This window comes from Streptomyces sp. GLSS-08 (genome assembly GCF_056387915.1).
The window spans coordinates 107,244-122,138 of sequence record NZ_JBWJAQ010000002.1 but is presented as its reverse complement, the minus strand read 5'-3'; the positions used below and the strand labels follow the sequence as shown (position 1 = coordinate 122,138).

Annotated in this window: 14 protein-coding genes; 5 read left to right on the top strand and 9 right to left on the bottom strand. The window is 72.3% G+C overall.

Translation table 11 applies throughout. The features are described 5' to 3' along the window. Window positions 1-300: 300 nt before the first annotated feature. On the top strand, window positions 301-1,368 hold the full coding sequence (locus AC0ZLC_RS03185) for a tyrosine-type recombinase/integrase (RefSeq protein ID WP_476750310.1): 1,068 nt from the start codon (window positions 301-303) through the stop codon (window positions 1,366-1,368). A gap of 67 nt (window positions 1,369-1,435) precedes the next feature. On the opposite strand, the gene AC0ZLC_RS03180 is transcribed toward AC0ZLC_RS03185, so the two are convergent. Next, window positions 1,436-1,930: a VOC family protein gene (locus AC0ZLC_RS03180; RefSeq protein WP_476750309.1), complete on the bottom strand. Its 495-nt coding sequence runs from the start codon at window positions 1,928-1,930 to the stop codon at window positions 1,436-1,438. Window positions 1,931-2,116: 186 nt separating this feature from the next. Between AC0ZLC_RS03180 and AC0ZLC_RS03175 the strand changes: the two genes are divergently transcribed. Then, entirely contained in the window at window positions 2,117-2,644 is a 528-nt protein-coding gene (locus AC0ZLC_RS03175) for an NUDIX hydrolase family protein (RefSeq protein WP_476750728.1), read from the top strand. A 169-nt stretch (window positions 2,645-2,813) separates the two neighbouring features. Further along, window positions 2,814-3,626 carry an SAM-dependent methyltransferase gene (locus AC0ZLC_RS03170; protein ID WP_476750308.1) on the top strand — a complete coding sequence of 271 codons (813 nt, stop codon included), beginning with the start codon at window positions 2,814-2,816 and terminating at the stop codon, window positions 3,624-3,626. Between the two features lie 192 nt (window positions 3,627-3,818). Here the strand turns inward: AC0ZLC_RS03170 and AC0ZLC_RS03165 are convergent, their stop codons facing one another. Then, the gene (locus tag AC0ZLC_RS03165) at window positions 3,819-5,300 is read right to left on the bottom strand and encodes a serine hydrolase domain-containing protein (protein WP_476750307.1); all 1,482 of its coding nucleotides are present in this window, start codon (window positions 5,298-5,300) and stop codon (window positions 3,819-3,821) included. Between the two features lie 277 nt (window positions 5,301-5,577). Between AC0ZLC_RS03165 and AC0ZLC_RS03160 the strand changes: the two genes are divergently transcribed. Both AC0ZLC_RS03160 and AC0ZLC_RS03155 read left to right on the top strand, forming a co-directional pair. Then, entirely contained in the window at window positions 5,578-6,549 is a 972-nt protein-coding gene (locus AC0ZLC_RS03160) for an LLM class F420-dependent oxidoreductase (protein ID WP_476750306.1), read from the top strand. 337 nt (window positions 6,550-6,886) lie between these two features. Next, window positions 6,887-8,521: a protein kinase domain-containing protein gene (locus AC0ZLC_RS03155; protein WP_476750305.1), complete on the top strand. Its 1,635-nt coding sequence runs from the start codon at window positions 6,887-6,889 to the stop codon at window positions 8,519-8,521. Between the two features lie 58 nt (window positions 8,522-8,579). Here AC0ZLC_RS03155 and AC0ZLC_RS03150 read toward each other — a convergent pair whose 3' ends face one another. The 7 genes from AC0ZLC_RS03150 to AC0ZLC_RS03120 all read right to left on the bottom strand — a co-directional run bounded on the left by AC0ZLC_RS03150 (window position 8,580) and on the right by AC0ZLC_RS03120 (window position 14,885). Continuing rightward, window positions 8,580-9,725, bottom strand: coding sequence for an RNA polymerase sigma factor (locus tag AC0ZLC_RS03150; RefSeq protein ID WP_476750304.1), 1,146 nt, complete (start codon window positions 9,723-9,725; stop codon window positions 8,580-8,582). Further along, on the bottom strand, window positions 9,722-10,129 hold the full coding sequence (locus tag AC0ZLC_RS03145) for a YciI family protein (RefSeq protein ID WP_476750727.1): 408 nt from the start codon (window positions 10,127-10,129) through the stop codon (window positions 9,722-9,724). Before AC0ZLC_RS03145 ends, AC0ZLC_RS03150 begins: the two co-directional genes overlap by 4 nt. A 175-nt stretch (window positions 10,130-10,304) precedes the next feature. Continuing rightward, a complete protein-coding gene (gene tgmB / locus AC0ZLC_RS03140) occupies window positions 10,305-11,255 on the bottom strand; it encodes an ATP-grasp ribosomal peptide maturase (protein WP_476750303.1) in 951 nt (316 codons plus the stop codon). 13 nt (window positions 11,256-11,268) lie between these two features. Further along, complete coding sequence (tgmA, locus tag AC0ZLC_RS03135; RefSeq protein WP_476750302.1) at window positions 11,269-11,463, bottom strand: putative ATP-grasp-modified RiPP; 195 nt, start codon at window positions 11,461-11,463, stop codon at window positions 11,269-11,271. A 309-nt stretch (window positions 11,464-11,772) separates the two neighbouring features. Next, window positions 11,773-12,924, bottom strand: a complete 1,152-nt coding sequence (locus AC0ZLC_RS03130) for an FAD-dependent oxidoreductase (RefSeq protein WP_476750301.1) — start codon at window positions 12,922-12,924, stop codon at window positions 11,773-11,775. Window positions 12,925-12,950: 26 nt separating this feature from the next. Further along, a complete protein-coding gene (locus AC0ZLC_RS03125; RefSeq protein ID WP_476750300.1) occupies window positions 12,951-13,661 on the bottom strand; it encodes a TetR/AcrR family transcriptional regulator in 711 nt (236 codons plus the stop codon). Between the two features lie 240 nt (window positions 13,662-13,901). Then, entirely contained in the window at window positions 13,902-14,885 is a 984-nt protein-coding gene (locus AC0ZLC_RS03120) for an aldo/keto reductase (RefSeq protein ID WP_476750299.1), read from the bottom strand. Between the last annotated feature and the right edge of the window lie 10 nt (window positions 14,886-14,895).

Genomic DNA, 14,895 nt, shown 5'->3' with positions numbered 1-14,895 from the left:
CCCTGCTCTCTCGAAGCTACGGCGAAGTAGCGAGTAGCTCTCTGTAGTCAACGTGACGGTCGGTCGCTGGCTCGGGGTGAGGGCCAATCGAGCAGCGGATGCGGTAGCAGGGATGCCGCATCGAGGTCGACTTATCGGACTTCTGGGCCCTGACGCCCTGCCAGGGTGTTGCCGCAGTAAATGCCGGATTTACTGCGGCAGAGCCTCTACGGTGATCACCGCGACCTGCGGCGGACGATTCCGGCCGCCGGGGTGAGGTGTACGCATTTACTGCGGCAGTGCCGGAAGGGCGGGGTGGACGTGGCGATCGAACCGGTGACCGAACTCGGGAGTGGGGGCTCGCTCCGGCTGCCGCGCGCCCGGGTGGTGCCCCTGTCCGCCCCTCCGTCGTCCTACAGCGCGGCGGTCGAGCGGTACCTCACCGGCGCGGGCATCGCGAAGTCCTCCGCGCGGATCTACCGGATCTCGCTGACGACGTGGGGGTGGATGCTCGCCGGCGAACCGGCGCCGACCGGGCCCGCCCGCCGGGGCGCGAAGCCGCCCGTCTTCCCCGTCGCCGCGATCGACGACCCATCCCTGCCTGAGGTGTTGGCCGAGCTGGCGGCGGCCAGGGCGGACGAGATGGACGCCGACACCGTCAACCGGGAGCTGTCCATCGCGCGCAAGGCGATCGGCTGGTGGCAGCGCCAGGGCTGGATCGAACGCGATCCGACGATCGGCATCGAGCGGCGGCCGGCACCACCGGACCGCACCAAGGCCCTCGCGGAGAACCAGATCGCCGCCCTGTGGCGCCTGGACGTCGCCCTGCGCGAGAAGACGCAGTGGAAGATGCTCTACGAGTCCGCCGCACGGGCCGACGAGGTGCTGTGCCTGAACGTGGAAGACCTGTACCCGCAGGACAAACGCGGGAAGATCACCGCCAAAGGCGGGGCGACCGAGTGGATTCACTGGCAGTCCGGCACCGCCCAGCTCCTGCCCCGCCTCATCGCCCGACGTACCCGCGGCCCGCTGTTCCTCACCGACCGCAAGGCCCCCGCCGGGACGCCGACGTTGGACGTGTGCCCGGAGACCGGCCGGGCCCGGCTCTCCTACCGCCGGGCCGAGGAGATCTTCGAGGAGAACACCCGCCTGCTGGCCAACCCCCTCGCCTCATCCGAGGACATCGAGTCCCTGGACGGGTGGACGCTCCACCGGCTCCGGCACAGTGCCCTGACGCACGACGCCGAGGACGGCACCTCAACCCCGATGCTGCTGGCCCGCTCCCGCCACGCCTCCGTCCGTTCCTTGGAGCGATACGCACGGCCCGGCGTCGACTCGGTCGCTCGGCACGTCGCCGAACGCGACCCCGCTGCACGTCGCCGCACGTAGATCCGAGCGGATCAGGGCTTCAAGATCATCCCGTTGCCCCTTTGGCGCGTATCTCGGTCACACCCCCTCAGAGCACGGTCGTGCCGTACATCTCGCCGAGCGGGTCGGCCAGCAGCTCGACCCGGGCGCCGTCGGGGTCGCGGAAGTAGAGCGAGGTGCCGCTCTCCTCCTGGTGGTCGACGCCGGCGGCGACCAGGCGCTCGCGCAGCCGCCGCCAGGTGGTGGGGTCCACCGAGATGGCGAGGTGGTGCAGTCCGCCGAGCACTTCCGCGTACGGCCCGAGGTCGAGTCCGGGGAAGTCGAAGAAGGCCAGCAGGTTGCCGTTGCCCAGGTCGAAGAAGAAGTGCGTGGAGCCCTTGTAGTCGCGGTTCTCGATCATCTCCGTGAGCGGGAACCCCAGGGTCTCCTGGTAGAAGCGCACGGTCCGCTCCACGTCCGAGGAGAGGAGCGCCACGTGGTGCACGCCCCGCGCGGAACTCGCCGGGCGGTCCGCCGTCACCAGGTACGTCTCCCGGATCCGTGCGCGTTCCGCCTCGACCGCGGCCAGGTCCACAGGCTCCATGAGGGGGCTCCTCCGTTGTCCGTCACATATGGTTTGTAATTCAACAAAATATTTCGACTCACTCTAGACCTCCGCCGTCCGGTCGGGGAGCATTTGTGCGGCGTGCCGCGAGGCGCGTCCGCGATCGGCTCGGAGTCGTACGAGCGAAGCGGGGGACGCTGAAAGTATGATCAACGAATGTCTGACATGACCGAGACCTCGCCCGGCTGGCTGACTTCCGACGAACTGGACCAGGCCCGCGCGCGCATGCCGATCCTGTACGTCGAAGCCGTACCCGTGCGCGTCGACGACAGCGGCGAAGTCACCAGCATCGGCCTGCTGCTGCGCATCGGGCCCGACGGGACGGTCAGCCGTACCCTCGTCTCCGGCCGGGTGCTGCACCACGAGCGGGTCAGGGACGCGCTCCTGCGCCACCTGGAGAAGGACCTGGGCCCGATGGCACTGCCCAGGGTCCCCGCGTCCCTGCAGCCCTTCACCGTCGCCGAGTACTTCCCGACGCACGGGGTCACGCCGTACCACGACCCCCGGCAGCACGCGGTGTCGCTGGCCTACATCGTCCCGGTGACCGGTGACTGCCGCCCGCGGCAGGACGCGCTCGACCTGGTCTGGTTCAGCCCCCAGGAGGCGTCGTCGCCGATGGTCCTCAACGAGATGCCGGGCGGCCACGGAGTCCTGCTCAGGCAGGCCCTGGCGCACGTCGGCTGCCTCTCCTGACCCCTCCGCGGACGATGGTGGGACAACGGCACAACCCCCTTGCGGGGGTGCGCCGTTACCGCGTGCGGCCGCGCCCTGATCAAGGGGGCACAATGGCGGCGACGGTCAGGTGCCGCCGTGGCGGCCGCATGCACCCCGAACGCCCGCGGGTGCGCAGGAAGGGAACGACATGAGCGAGACGCAGCGCCCGACAGGTGCCTCCGGAAGACTGAACACCTCGGTGGCGCACAACGCCCGGGTGTGGAACTTCTGGATCGGCGGCAAGGACCACTACGAGGTCGACCAGCGGGTCGGCGAGCAGGTCGCCTCGATGTTCCCGGTGATCCGCGAAGTGGCGCGTGCGGACCGCGAATTCCTCGGCCGCGCCGTGGAGTTCCTCACCGCGGACCTCGGGGTGCGGCAGTTCCTCGACATCGGCACCGGGCTGCCGACCCTGGACAACACCCACGACATCGCCCAGCGGATCGCCCCCGAGTCACGGATCGTGTACGTCGACAACGACCCCATCGTCCTCGTCCACGCCCGCTCCCTGCTGACCAGCACCCCCGAGGGCGTCACGGACTACATCGACGCCGACGTCCACGACCCGGACGCCATCGTCCGGGGCGCCACGGCGACCCTGGACCTCGGCCGGCCCGTCGCCGTCATGATGCTGGGCATCCTGAACTTCGTCCTGGACACCGACAAGGCGCGGGACATCGTGCGCCGGATCATGGCGGCCGTCCCGTCCGGCAGTTGTCTCGCCCTGACCCACCCGACCACCGACGCCGACCTGGGCGGTGAGGGCAACGTCGAGGCGATGAAGTTCTGGAACGAGAACGCCACCCCGCCGATCACGGCCCGCAGCCGCGAGGAGATCGCCTCCTTCTTCGACGGACTGGACCTCGTCACCCCGGGCCTCGTGTCGTGTTCGCAGTGGCGCGCCGGCTCCAACACGGCCCCGGCACTGCCGCAGTTCGGCGCGGTCGCCGTCAAGCCCTGACCCGGTCTGCAGCGGTGGTTTTCCGACCGCCATGGCCAGGCCGCTGTCCACGGCGACCTGGGACGTCGGCGTCCGCATGCGAGGACGGGGAGTCAGGGGGCAATCTCCTTGCTGGCCAGGCTGGTCGGTCCACCCCGGCGGTGTCACTCGCGCAAGGCGTCGATCACACCAAAGAGGTGGGCGCGGACGCGGTCAGCGAGCGGCAGGCGCGGCGTCGGGAGCCGGCGTCGCCTTGTCGCGGGACGGTGCGCGCAGGGAGCTGAGCGGGCCGCCGTGCAGGGGTGTCGTGTGCCAGCGCGCCGTGAACGTACGCGTGGTGAGCGCGCAGGTGACGCTCAGCCGGTGCGGCGTCTCCAGGAACAGCACGTCCACGCTCAGGGTGTCCGGGTCGCGCCATCCCCCGCTCACCGCGGTGGGGACCGGTCCCGTGCCGAGGGCCCATCCGGCGTCGCCGAGCCGCAGGACGAGACCCGAGGCGCCCTCGTCGAGGCGGAGGGTCCAGCCGCCCGCGTCCCCGTCGACGACGACACCCGTCAGTCTCCCGGGCCGGGCGGTTCCGTCCTCGTCCGGCCCGGGTGTGAAGCGTGCCCCGGACCAGGATTCCGCCCGCCCCGGCGGTTCGGCCCGGCCCGGGACCGGCGGCAGGGCCAAACCGGCGAGCCGCTCACGGAGGCGCTCGTCGTCCCCGCCGGGAAGCGGCGAGGGACCGAACGCGGGCAGCAGGTGCCGCCAGACCAGGTTGAGCAGGTCCTGCATCCGCTCGGTCGCCGCGGTCGTCGCGACGACCGCGTCGTGCTCGGGCAGGACGAGGCAGAACTGGCCGTACGCGCCGTCGCCGCGGTAGCCGTGCCGGGCCATCCAGAACTGGAACCCGTAGCCCTGCTGCCAGTCCGACTCCGCGCCGTCCGCCGTCCCGTCCGAGGTGGAGACGTGGGCGCGGGTCGCCTCGGCGATCCATGCCGCCGGGAGCAGCCGTCGCCCCTCCCAGACCCCGTCCTGGAGATACAGCTGGCCCAGGCGGGCGATCGCGTCGGTCGTGGCGTGCAGTCCGCTGAAGCCGAGGTCGCGGCCGGGCGGCCGCTGGAGCCAAGCCACCTCGCCGATGCCGAGCGGGTCGAACAGGCGGGGGCGGAGATAGTCCGTCAGCGTCCGACCGGTCACGCGCTGGACGATCGCGGCGAGGGTGTAGGTGGCCGGCTGGTTGTACGCGAAGACGGTGCCCGGGTCACGGTCCGGCGGGGTGAGCAGAAAGCCGCGTACGGGCTCCGCGCGATCGCGCCGGAAGGCCACGTCGTGGGTCTCGGCGAGGTGTCCGCTGGCCATGGACGCGACGTGCCGGACCAGCATGGCCCGGCTGCGCGGGTCGGTGATGTCGGCCGCGAATTCGGGAAAGTACGTGATCACCGGGTCGTCGAGGTCCAACAGCCCTTCGGCGGCGGCGAGTCCGGCGGCCGTGGCCGTGAAGCTCTTGCTGAGGGAGTAGAGCAGGTGGGGGCGTTCGGGAGCGTAGGGCGCCCACCAGCCGGAGGCCACGAGCCGACCGTGCCGCAGGATCATCAGGCTGTGGGGCTCGATGTCGGGCGCGGCGTCGAGGGCGTCGAGGAACGCGTGGATGCCGGAAGCGTCGACGCCCTGGGCGGCGGGACTGCTGACGGACAGCGGGCGGGCGCTCATGCGGGGCGGCCTCCGGAGGCGGCTCAGGGGTGATGCGAAGCGGTGGCGAAGCTGGTCGGCGGGAAGAGCGGCTGCGTGCACGCGCCATCTTTCCGCCACGCGTCCCCCGTGTCCACGTGCCCCCGCAAGCCCCTTCCGCTTCCGCTTCCGCTTCCGGGGCAGGTCGCGCAGTGGCGCCAGGAGAACGGAAGCTAGGAGTCCGTAGGTCCCCCGGGGGCATGGATCCGTACGGGGGACGGTCCTGTTTCCGGATCACCGGATCGGGGACCCGTCTTCCATGGTGCAAATCGGATACACGATGATGACGGAGCAAGCCGGACCCCGTGACCTCGTCAACCACGTGGTGCGGGCCGAGCAGGTTGGGTTCGACTTCTCGGTGACCTCGGACCACTACTTCCCTTGGCTGGAGTCGCAGGGCCATGCGCCGTACGCCTGGAGCGTGCTCGGCGCCGCCGCCCAGGCCACCTCGCGGATCCCCCTCATGACGTACGTGACGTGTCCGACCTTCCGGTACCACCCCGCCGTGGTGGCGCAGAAGGCGGCGACGATGCAGCTGCTGTCCGAGGGCAGGTTCCGACTGGGGCTCGGTTCGGGCGAGAACCTCAACGAGCACGTGGTGGGCGGCGGCTGGCCGTCGGTCGACGTGCGGCACGAGATGTTCGAGGAGGCGCTCGGCATCATCCGGGACCTGTTCGAGGGCAACCATGTCACCCGTCGCGGGACGCACTTCGACGTCGAGTCGGCCAAGCTCTGGGACCTCCCGGACCAGGCGCCGCCGATCGGGGTCGCCGTCTCCGGGGAGCGTTCGTGCCGGCTGGCGGGCCGGCTCGCCGACCTCGTCATCGCCACGGAGCCCAAGGCGGAGCTGCTCGACGGTTTCGACCGGCACGGCGGACAGGGCAAGCCGCGGGTGGGGCAGCTCCCGGTCTGCTACGACCCCGACCGGGACGCGGCCGTGCGGCGGGCGCACGACCAGTTCCGCTGGTTCGGCGGCGGCTGGAAGGTCAACTCCGAGCTGCCGCACCCCAAGTCGTTCGCCGGGGCGACCCAGTTCGTGACGCCCGACGACGTCGCCGAGTCGATTCCGTGCGGGAACGACCCGGAGGCCTTCGTCGAAGCCGTACGCCCCTACGCGGAGGCCGGCTTCACCGAGGTCGCGCTCGTGCAGATCGGCGGCGACTCCCAGCACGCCTATCTGGACTGGTCGGAGAAGACACTGCTGCCGGCGCTGCGTGACGCGTTCGCCTGACCGCGGGCAGGCCACCCATGCGCACGTCCGGGGCGGTGACATCCGCTTCGGCTGCGCGACGTGGCATTGACCGGCATCGAGGGCGCGGAGCCGTCGTTGTCGTACACGGACCCGGCGAGCGGTGAGGGGCGGCGCGTCGACTGCGCGGTCGTCGCCCGCATCACTCCTTAGCGTCACCTACTGGCCAACACATCCGGGCCGTTGTCCGTACGGGTGCTCGAAGTGGGCGGGACGGGAGAAAAACCGGCACCCAAATCGCGCAGACGTTGAACACCCGCGGTCGCGCCCGCCGTACAACCGGGTAAGGCGAGAGACCCGTGCGCAGCGAAGGATGATCATGACCGAGGGGCAGACCGCCACACAGGAGTTGATCGCCGGACGGTACTGGCCGCAGGAGGTCGTGCACCGGGAGGAGGGACGGACCGGCTGGCACGGTCAGGACGTCGGTTTCCACCGGCCGGTCTCCCTGGTGGAGTCACGGCCCGCCCCGGGAACGGACGCCCGCCGTACCGTCGCCCGGATCCTACGCGAGTCCGAGGCCATGGACCTGGCCTGCCCCGGCCGGGTGGCCGCCGTCTTCGACGTAGTCGAGGAGAACGGCGCGCTGTGGACGGTCATGGACCGGATCGAGGGTGCCCCCCTCAACGACCTCCTGCGGCACGGTCCGGTCAGCTTTGTGCGGGCGGCCAGAATGGGCCTCGCGATCCTCGACGTCCTCGCCGCGGCCCACAGCGACGGCATCACGCACGGCGACCTCAGCCCCGGGCAGGTGTTCGTCCGCGCCGACGGCGGGGTGCTGATCACCGGCTTCGGCGTGCTGGGAGCCACGTCGTCCCCGCGCGTCACAGCCCCGTCGTACGCCTCCCCCGAGCAGGCCCGCGGCGAGGGCACCGGTCCCGCGGCGGACCTGTGGGCCCTCGGGGCGATCCTCTACACGATGGTGGAGGGGCGGCCGCCCGTCCGGGACCGGGGGCCGGTCGAGGCGACACTGCGGGCGGTCGATCTGCTGCCCATCCGGTCCCCGCTGAGCGCCGGACCGCTCGGCCCCGCCATACAGGGGCTGCTCCGCAGAGACCCTCAGGAGCGCCTGCCCGAACCGGTCGTCCGCGCCGCGTTCACCCGCATCCTGCGCGAGGACCCCGGGGAACCGAAACAGGCGGCGCCCCTGCGCGACGCGTACGCCGCCGCCCGGCGGACGGGCCGGGTGTGGAGCAGACGGAGCGTCGGCCGGCCGGCGCTGCTGGGGGTGGTGGCGCTCGTCGTGGCCGGGGTCTCGCTCGCGGCTCTCGCCCTGACCGGCGGCGGCTTCGACGGCGGCTCCTCCGCGGCGCGCCCCACGCCGTCCCCGCCGACGGCAGGCGGGCCCGCCGACGGGAACCCGCCCGCGTCGCGGCCCCCCGCGTCACGGCCCCCCTCGTCTCCGTCATCTCCCTCCGCGTCCGCGTCCGCATCCGCGTCCGCGTCCGCGTCGCCTTCGTCCTCCGCTCCGTCCGGCGGCGACGAGCCGCCTGCCGGTTTCCACCGCTACGTGGCGCGCGAAGGGTTCTCGATCGCTCTGCCCACCGGCTGGAAGGCCCTCGCCCGCACCGGCTCCTCCGAGGTGTCCTACCGCGTCACGTTCGGTGCGCCCGGCGACCCGCGCAAGCTGGCGATCACCTACAGCGAGCGGCTCGGGCCGGATCCGGTCGACGTCTGGCGCGCACTGGAGCCGTCCCTGAAGCGGGCGTCCGTCCGCTACGAACGGGTGGGCGAGATCCGTGCCGTCGACTACCGCGGTTACGACGCGGCGGACCTGGAGTGGCTCTCCGACTCCGCGGGCGTGCGCGAGCACACCCTCGGGCGCGGCTTCGTCATCGGGTCCGGGCGGGGCTTCTCCTTCCGCTGGACGACCCCGGCCGCCGACTGGGACGACGCCGCGAACCGGCGTGCGCTGGACGTCTTCCTGCGCTCCTTCCGCCCTTCCGGCACCTGACGCGCGCGCCGGCCGCCGGGGTGTCCTCGTCGGGACGGTTGCTGCCGCCGGCCGTCGCTCATCGGCGCAGCCGCGCGTGGAGCCGTGCGGCCTGCCGGGTGAGGTGGTCGCGCTCGGGGACACTGGCCGCCGAGCGGGCCGCCTCGGCGTAGAGCCGTGCCGCGGTCACCGGGTCTCCGTCGCGCTCGTGCAGGTATGCCGCGACGGCGGTGTGGCGGGGCAGGGGGGAGTCGACCGCCGCCAGGGCGGCCAGGCCGGCCCGCGGGCCGTCGGCCTCGCCGACCGCGACGGCCCGGTTGAGGCGTGCCACCGGGCTGTCGGTGAGGCGCACCAGTTCGTCGTACCACTCGACGATCTGCACCCAGTCGGTCTCCTCGGCCGTCCGGGCGTCGGCATGCAGCGCCGCTATGGCCGCCTGGGCCTGGAACTCGCCCAGGCGGTCGCGGGCGAGGGCCGCCTGGAGGATGTCGACCCCCTCGGTGATCATGCGGGTGTCCCACAGGCGGCGGTCCTGCTCGGCGAGAGGCACGAGCCTGCCGTCGTGGCCGGTCCGCGCCGGGCGCCGCGCGTGGTGCAGCAGCATGAGCGCGAGCAGTCCCGCGGCCTCCTCGTGGCGGGTGCCGGCCGCGACCTGGCGACTGAGCCTGATCGCCTCGGCCGCGAGGTCGACGTCGCCGGAGTAGCCCTCGTTGAACACCAGGTAGAGCACGCGCAGCACCGTGGCGACGTCACCGGGACGGCTGAACCGGACGCCCGAGACGGTCCGTTTGGCCCTGCTGATCCGCTGGGCCATGGTCGCCTCCGGCACGAGGTAGGCCCGCGCGATCTGCCGCGTGGTAAGACCGCCGACCGCGCGCAGCGTGAGCGCGACGGCCGAGGCCGGGGACAGGGACGGATGCGCGCACAGGAAGTACAGCTGGAGCGTGTCGTCCACCGCCTCGCCCGGTCCCGGAGCCGGCTCGCTCTCCACGCGTACCTCCCGGTGCCGGCGGGAGGTGTCGGCGCGGGCGGCGTCGAGGAACTTGCGCCAGGCCACCGTGACCAGCCAGCCCCTGGGGTCCCGCGGCGGGTCGTCGGACCACCCCCGCACGGCCTCGACCAGGGCTTCCTGCACGGCGTCCTCGGCCGCCGCGAAGTCGGCTCCGCGACGGACGAGAACACCTGTCACCGCGGGCACCAGCTCCCGGAGCAGCGACTCGTTCACTCGGTGGCCCTGCAGTGCTCGGCGTAGAAGGGGCGCACCTCGAGCCACTCGTGGATCGGCTTCCCGCCGGCGCCGGGAGCCGCGGACAGTTCGCCGGCCAGCTCGATCGCGCGCTCGTAGGTCTCGACGTCGATCACCATCCAGCCGGCGATCAGGTCCTTGGTCTCCGCGAACGGGCCGTCGGTGACCGGGGGCCGCCCCTCGCCGTCGTAGCGCACGAACGTGCCCTCCGGGGAGAGCGCCTGGCTGTCGACGAACTCGCCGGTGCCCTCGAGGCGGGCCGCGAAGTCACGCATGTACTGCACGTGGGCCGACACCTCCGCGGGCTCCCACTGGTCCATCGGCACGTCGTTGACCGGTGCCGGCGCGCCCCGGTAGTGCTTGAGCAGCAGGTACTTGGCCATCATGTTCTCCTTGGTGCGGTGCGGCCCCTGGTGGCCGCGTTCACTCAGGGGACGAAGCCGGGCTCGGGTTCTCGACATCCCACCGCACATTTTTCTCACGGATCCCGAAGACGGCCCCGGGAGAGGCCGGCGGGCGGCCCCGGGACACTCCGTCGGAAGTGCCCTCCGGTGCCGCTCAGGCCGGCCGGGTGTCCCGGCCCGGTCTTCGGTGGGCCAGCCACTGGGCGACCGTCTCGGCGATGGGCTGCCCGGTCTCCAGTTCGACGAAGCCGAACTGTCCGCCCTGGTTGCACTCCAGGAACCACCAGAGCCCCTCGGCGTCCTCGGCGAAGTCGAAGGCGGCGTAGGCGAGTCCGGTGAACGCCAGGTACTCCTGGACCGACCGGGCGACACGGTCGGGCACGGCGGCGGTCTCCCAGGTGTGGCCGGTGTCGCCGTAGCGCCCGTCGATCTGTCCGGGGGCGGCGGTCTTCCGGGCGGCGAACAGGCGGGTTCCGACGCAGGTCAGCCGGATGTCGGCCCGCTTGGGCACGTACCGCTGGAGCAGCGCGGGGCCTGCGGCGACGCCGGTGAAGTCCGCTTCGGGTCCGATGAGGGTGGTCGGCAGGGACACCGTGGGGTCGCCGGGCGGCGGGCCCGAGGCCGACTTCACGACCACTTGCCGGTACTCCGCCACGAACTGCTGTGCCACCCGCGGGGCGGTGGTGACGACCGTCGGTGGCACGGCGAAGCCGCTGAGGTGCGCGACCCGCAGCTGCCAGGGCTTGTGCCGGGCCTGCTCGGCACTGCTCGGGTGGTTCATCCAGCGCGTGACGGCCGAGTACAGCATGCCGAACAGGGCCTGCCGGGTCTCGGCGGTGAGCCACGGCGAGGCGTGCGCCGCGTGGGCGGCCGGTTCGCCCGGCCGCCGTACCCAGACGGAGCGCAGGCCCGTCATGCTGAGCACGTGCCCGTTCACGGACAGGTGTCCCTCGAAGTCGCCGTGGGCGTAGTCGGCGGACAGGACGGCCTTGTCGGGGACGTCGGCGGGGTCGAGGCGCACCACCGGGACACCGCGCACGTTCAGTTCGGCCACCACCATGTCGGCGGTGACATCCTGCTCGGCGGTGAGGACCAGAACGGTCATCCGCGGCGGTCCGTCAGTCGTCGAAGTGCGTCTGGGAACCGGCGGTGGAGGTCGTGGTGCCCGCGGCCAGGAGGAGCGCCCGGTCACTCACCGCCGGGCGGCCGTCCGGCAGCACGTTCAGCTGGAGCGACGCGTCGAAGTGGTACGGAGGCAGAGCGGCCGGCGGTTGCCCCGTGGTCAGGGCGTAGTCGAGCGTGAACGGTCGCACGAAGAACCTCCCGCGGTCTGACGATGCCTCTACGCACACCGGTACGTGTTTCCCCTGTAAGGAATTCATCACTTTCCGACACATGAACGTGAAGGCCGTCACATCGCGGATCCGGAGTGCGTGCGACGCGGCGTCCTTCGCAGCGTCAACGCCGCAGCCGGCAGGGAGAGTTCCCGTCCGGGAGGTGCGGCTCCATGAGAACACGACGAGTGTCCGCACGGAGCCGCCGCAGTCACCGGGGCAGCCCTGCCGGGTCGGGCCCCCACGCGGTGCCGGGCCGCTCGGCGAGCCGTGGCGGCGACCGGCGGGTCAGGCGGCGCCTTCGCGGTAGCCGGCCATCCGGTCCACGAGTGCCTGCGGTGCGTCCGGGCCGAAGCAGATGTCCAGGTTCGCGGCGGATTCGGCGGCCGCGGCCTCGCTCCGCGGGAACAGCGCCCTCTCGTACGCGGCCAGGGCGCTCTCGACGTCACCGGGGTGGGCCGCGAGGGCTGCGGCGAGTTCGGCGCCGTCGAGCATGGCGAGGTTGGCGCCCTCACCCGCGAACGGCGACATCAGGTGCGCCGCGTCCCCGAGCAGGGTGACGCCGGGCGTGCGGGTCCAGCGGTGGCCGACCGGCAGGGCGTGGAGGGGCCGGGGGACGAGTGCGCCGTCCGCGCCGGTGATCAAAGACCTCAGCCGCTCGTCCCAGTCGTCGAAGTGGTCCGCGAGCGCCTTCTTCGCGGCGTCGGTGTCGGTGAAGTCGACGGGACCGGAGGTGGCCCAGTCGGCGGGTGACTTGAGGGCGATGTACGCCTCCAGCGCGCCGCCGGGGAGCCGGTGGGCGAGGATGCCCTTCTCGTCCGAGAGGGCGAACAGCATGCCCTCTCCCACGGCGGCGGCGGCGTCCGGGTGCCGGGTGTCGGCGTCGAGCAGGTGCACCTCCACGAAGGACAGCCCCGAGTAGACGGGAGCGGCGTCCGACAGCAGGGGGCGCACCCTCGACCAGGCCCCGTCGGCGCCGATCAGTACGTCGGCGGTGAACGTCCGCCCGTCGGCGAGCGCGACCTCGTGCCGGCCGTCGTCCCGGGTCCGCGCGCCGGTGGCCTTGGCGCCCCAGCGGACGGTGCCCTCGGGCAGTGAACCGAGCAGCAGGTCGCGCAGCGCTCCCCTGGCGACCTCGGGCCGTTCGCCGTCCGCGCCGTCGTCCTCCATCAGGACGGTGCCGTCCTTGTCCAGGACGCGCATGGCCTCGCCCCCGGGGTGGACGAGGGCGCGGAACGCGTCGTGCAGGCCGGCGGCCCGCAGCGCCGCCTGCCCGGAGTCCTCGTGCATGTCGAGCATGCCGCCCTGGGTGCGGGCGGCCGGGGAGGCGTCGAGGTCGAACACGGCGGCCTCGATGCCGTGGACGTGCAGGACCCGGGCGAGCGTGAGTCCGCCGAGGCCCGCACCGATCACGGCCAGGGGGTGGTGGGGTGTGGTCATGGCTCTTCTCCTGGTGGCGGTGGGCTTCAGAGTGCGTCGGGTACTGGGGTGTGCAGAATTCCGTTGACCAGGACCTCGAAGCCCCAGTCCAGGCGGGCCTCTCCGGGTCCGGAGAGCAGTTCCGTGTTCAGGGCGGCCACGTTCGGGTGCCTGTCGCCGGAGGCGCCGCGCAGGGCGGTGGCGAGCGCCGCCCACTCCCCCTCGGTGTCGGCGGGGTCCTTGTCACCGGCGGCGTGCTCGGCGGCGGTCGCGGTGGCGTACTGCAGCAGCAGGTCGACCGCCCACGCGGCCCGCGCGCCGGGGACGCCGCCCTCGCGCAGCAGCGCGAGCACGGCCTCCAGCAGGTCCAGGTAGTGGCCGCCGCTCGGGCGGGCCACCAGAGCCGAACGGGCGAGCCCGGGGTGCTCGAACAGCACCGCGGTGTAGGAGGTGAGCACGCCGACGAGACGGTCCCGCCAGTCGCCGGTCGCGGCGGCCGGGCTCAGGTCGACGGTGCCGAGCATGTCGTCGAGGACCGCCGCGTGCAGTTCGGCGGTGTTGCGCACGTACACGTAGAGCGAAGCGGGGCCGGTGTCGAGTTCCTGCGCCAGGCGGCGCATGGTGACCCGCTGGAGACCCTCGGCATGCATCAGCGCGACGGCGGTCGCGATGATGCCTTCCCTGGTCAGAGCGGGTTTGGCCGGACGTTCGCGGCGGCTCGGGCGGGGGGCGGGCTGTTCCGGGGGATGTGCTGTCACTCCCCCAAGGTAGCGAACATGTTCGTTCAGAACAAGTACGTGACGAACATGTTCGCCTGAGCGCATCCCTGGTGGTGTGTATCGCCCCGCCGCCCTGCCCGGCTCACTCGTCCTGCCGGGGGCCCGGGCCCTCAGCAGGACCGGCTCCCGGCTCCGCTCCGGAGCCCGAAACGCCCGGAGGGGCTGGATCCCCCTCCAGCCCCTCCAGCCCCTGCGGTCCTGCGGCAGTCGCGTCGGCCGCTACCAGCGGCCCTCCACCTGCTCCTTGATCCTGCGGGTGTAGAGGTCCTCGATCGCGTCGAGGGTCTCGGCGGGCAGCTCCGGCATCCTCGCGGCGGCCGCGTTGGCGCGGGCCTGCTCGGGCGAGCGGGCGCCCGGGATCACCGTGGTCACGCCGGGCTGCTGCACGATCCAGCGCAGCGCCAGCTGGGCCGGGGTGAAGCCCTGGGGGGCGAGGGCCGAGAACTCGGCCGCCGCCTCCACCCCGGTGGCGAAGTCGACGCCCGCGAAGGTCTCGCCCTGGTCGAACGCCTCACCGTGCCGGTTGAACGTCCGGTGGTCGTTCGCACCGAACACGGTGTCCTTCGTGTACTTGCCCGACAGCAGCCCGGAGGCCAGCGGGACCCGGGCGATGATGCCGACGCCCGCCTCGGCCGCCGCCGGGAGGACCTCACGGAGCGGCTTCATGCGGAAGGGGTTGAGGATGATCTGGATGCTCGCCACGTTCGGGCGGGCGATGGCCGTCAGCGCCTCGTCGCACGTCTCGACGCTCACCCCGTACGCGGCGATCCGCTCCTCCGCGACCAGGGCGTCGAGGGCGTCGAACACCTCGTCGGAGGAGTAGACGGGGGTCGGGGGGCAGTGCAGCTGCACCAGGTCGATGCGGTCGACGCCGAGGTTGCGGCGGGACCGGTCGTTCCAGGCACGGAAGTTGTCGAGGACGTAGTTCTCCGGGATCTGGTCGACACGGCGGCCCATCTTGGTCGCGACCTGCACATGCAGATCCGGCCGGCCGCGCAGGAACGTGGCGATCGTCTGCTCGCTGCGCCCGTCGCCGTACACGTCGGCCGTGTCGAAGAACGTCACCCCCGACTCCGCCGCCGCCTCCAGCACGGCAAGTGCGTCCTGGTCGTTCACGTCGCCCCAGTCCGCGCCCAGCTGCCACGTGCCGAGGCCGATGACCGATGCATGCTGTCCTGACCTGCCGAATTCGCGCTCGTTCATGGCGTCAGTC

Coding starts and splice junctions, on each gene's coding strand:
- AC0ZLC_RS03130 (WP_476750301.1), bottom strand. CDS start 12,924: ATGACCACACCCCACCACCCCCTGGCCGTGATCGGTGCGGGCCTCGGC.
- AC0ZLC_RS03160 (WP_476750306.1), top strand. CDS start 5,578: ATGGTGCAAATCGGATACACGATGATGACGGAGCAAGCCGGACCCCGT.
- AC0ZLC_RS03145 (WP_476750727.1), bottom strand. CDS start 10,129: ATGGCCAAGTACCTGCTGCTCAAGCACTACCGGGGCGCGCCGGCACCG.
- AC0ZLC_RS03175 (WP_476750728.1), top strand. CDS start 2,117: ATGACCGAGACCTCGCCCGGCTGGCTGACTTCCGACGAACTGGACCAG.
- AC0ZLC_RS03155 (WP_476750305.1), top strand. CDS start 6,887: ATGACCGAGGGGCAGACCGCCACACAGGAGTTGATCGCCGGACGGTAC.
- tgmB (WP_476750303.1), bottom strand. CDS start 11,255: ATGACCGTTCTGGTCCTCACCGCCGAGCAGGATGTCACCGCCGACATG.
- AC0ZLC_RS03170 (WP_476750308.1), top strand. CDS start 2,814: ATGAGCGAGACGCAGCGCCCGACAGGTGCCTCCGGAAGACTGAACACC.
- AC0ZLC_RS03120 (WP_476750299.1), bottom strand. CDS start 14,885: ATGAACGAGCGCGAATTCGGCAGGTCAGGACAGCATGCATCGGTCATC.
- AC0ZLC_RS03180 (WP_476750309.1), bottom strand. CDS start 1,930: ATGGAGCCTGTGGACCTGGCCGCGGTCGAGGCGGAACGCGCACGGATC.
- AC0ZLC_RS03165 (WP_476750307.1), bottom strand. CDS start 5,300: ATGAGCGCCCGCCCGCTGTCCGTCAGCAGTCCCGCCGCCCAGGGCGTC.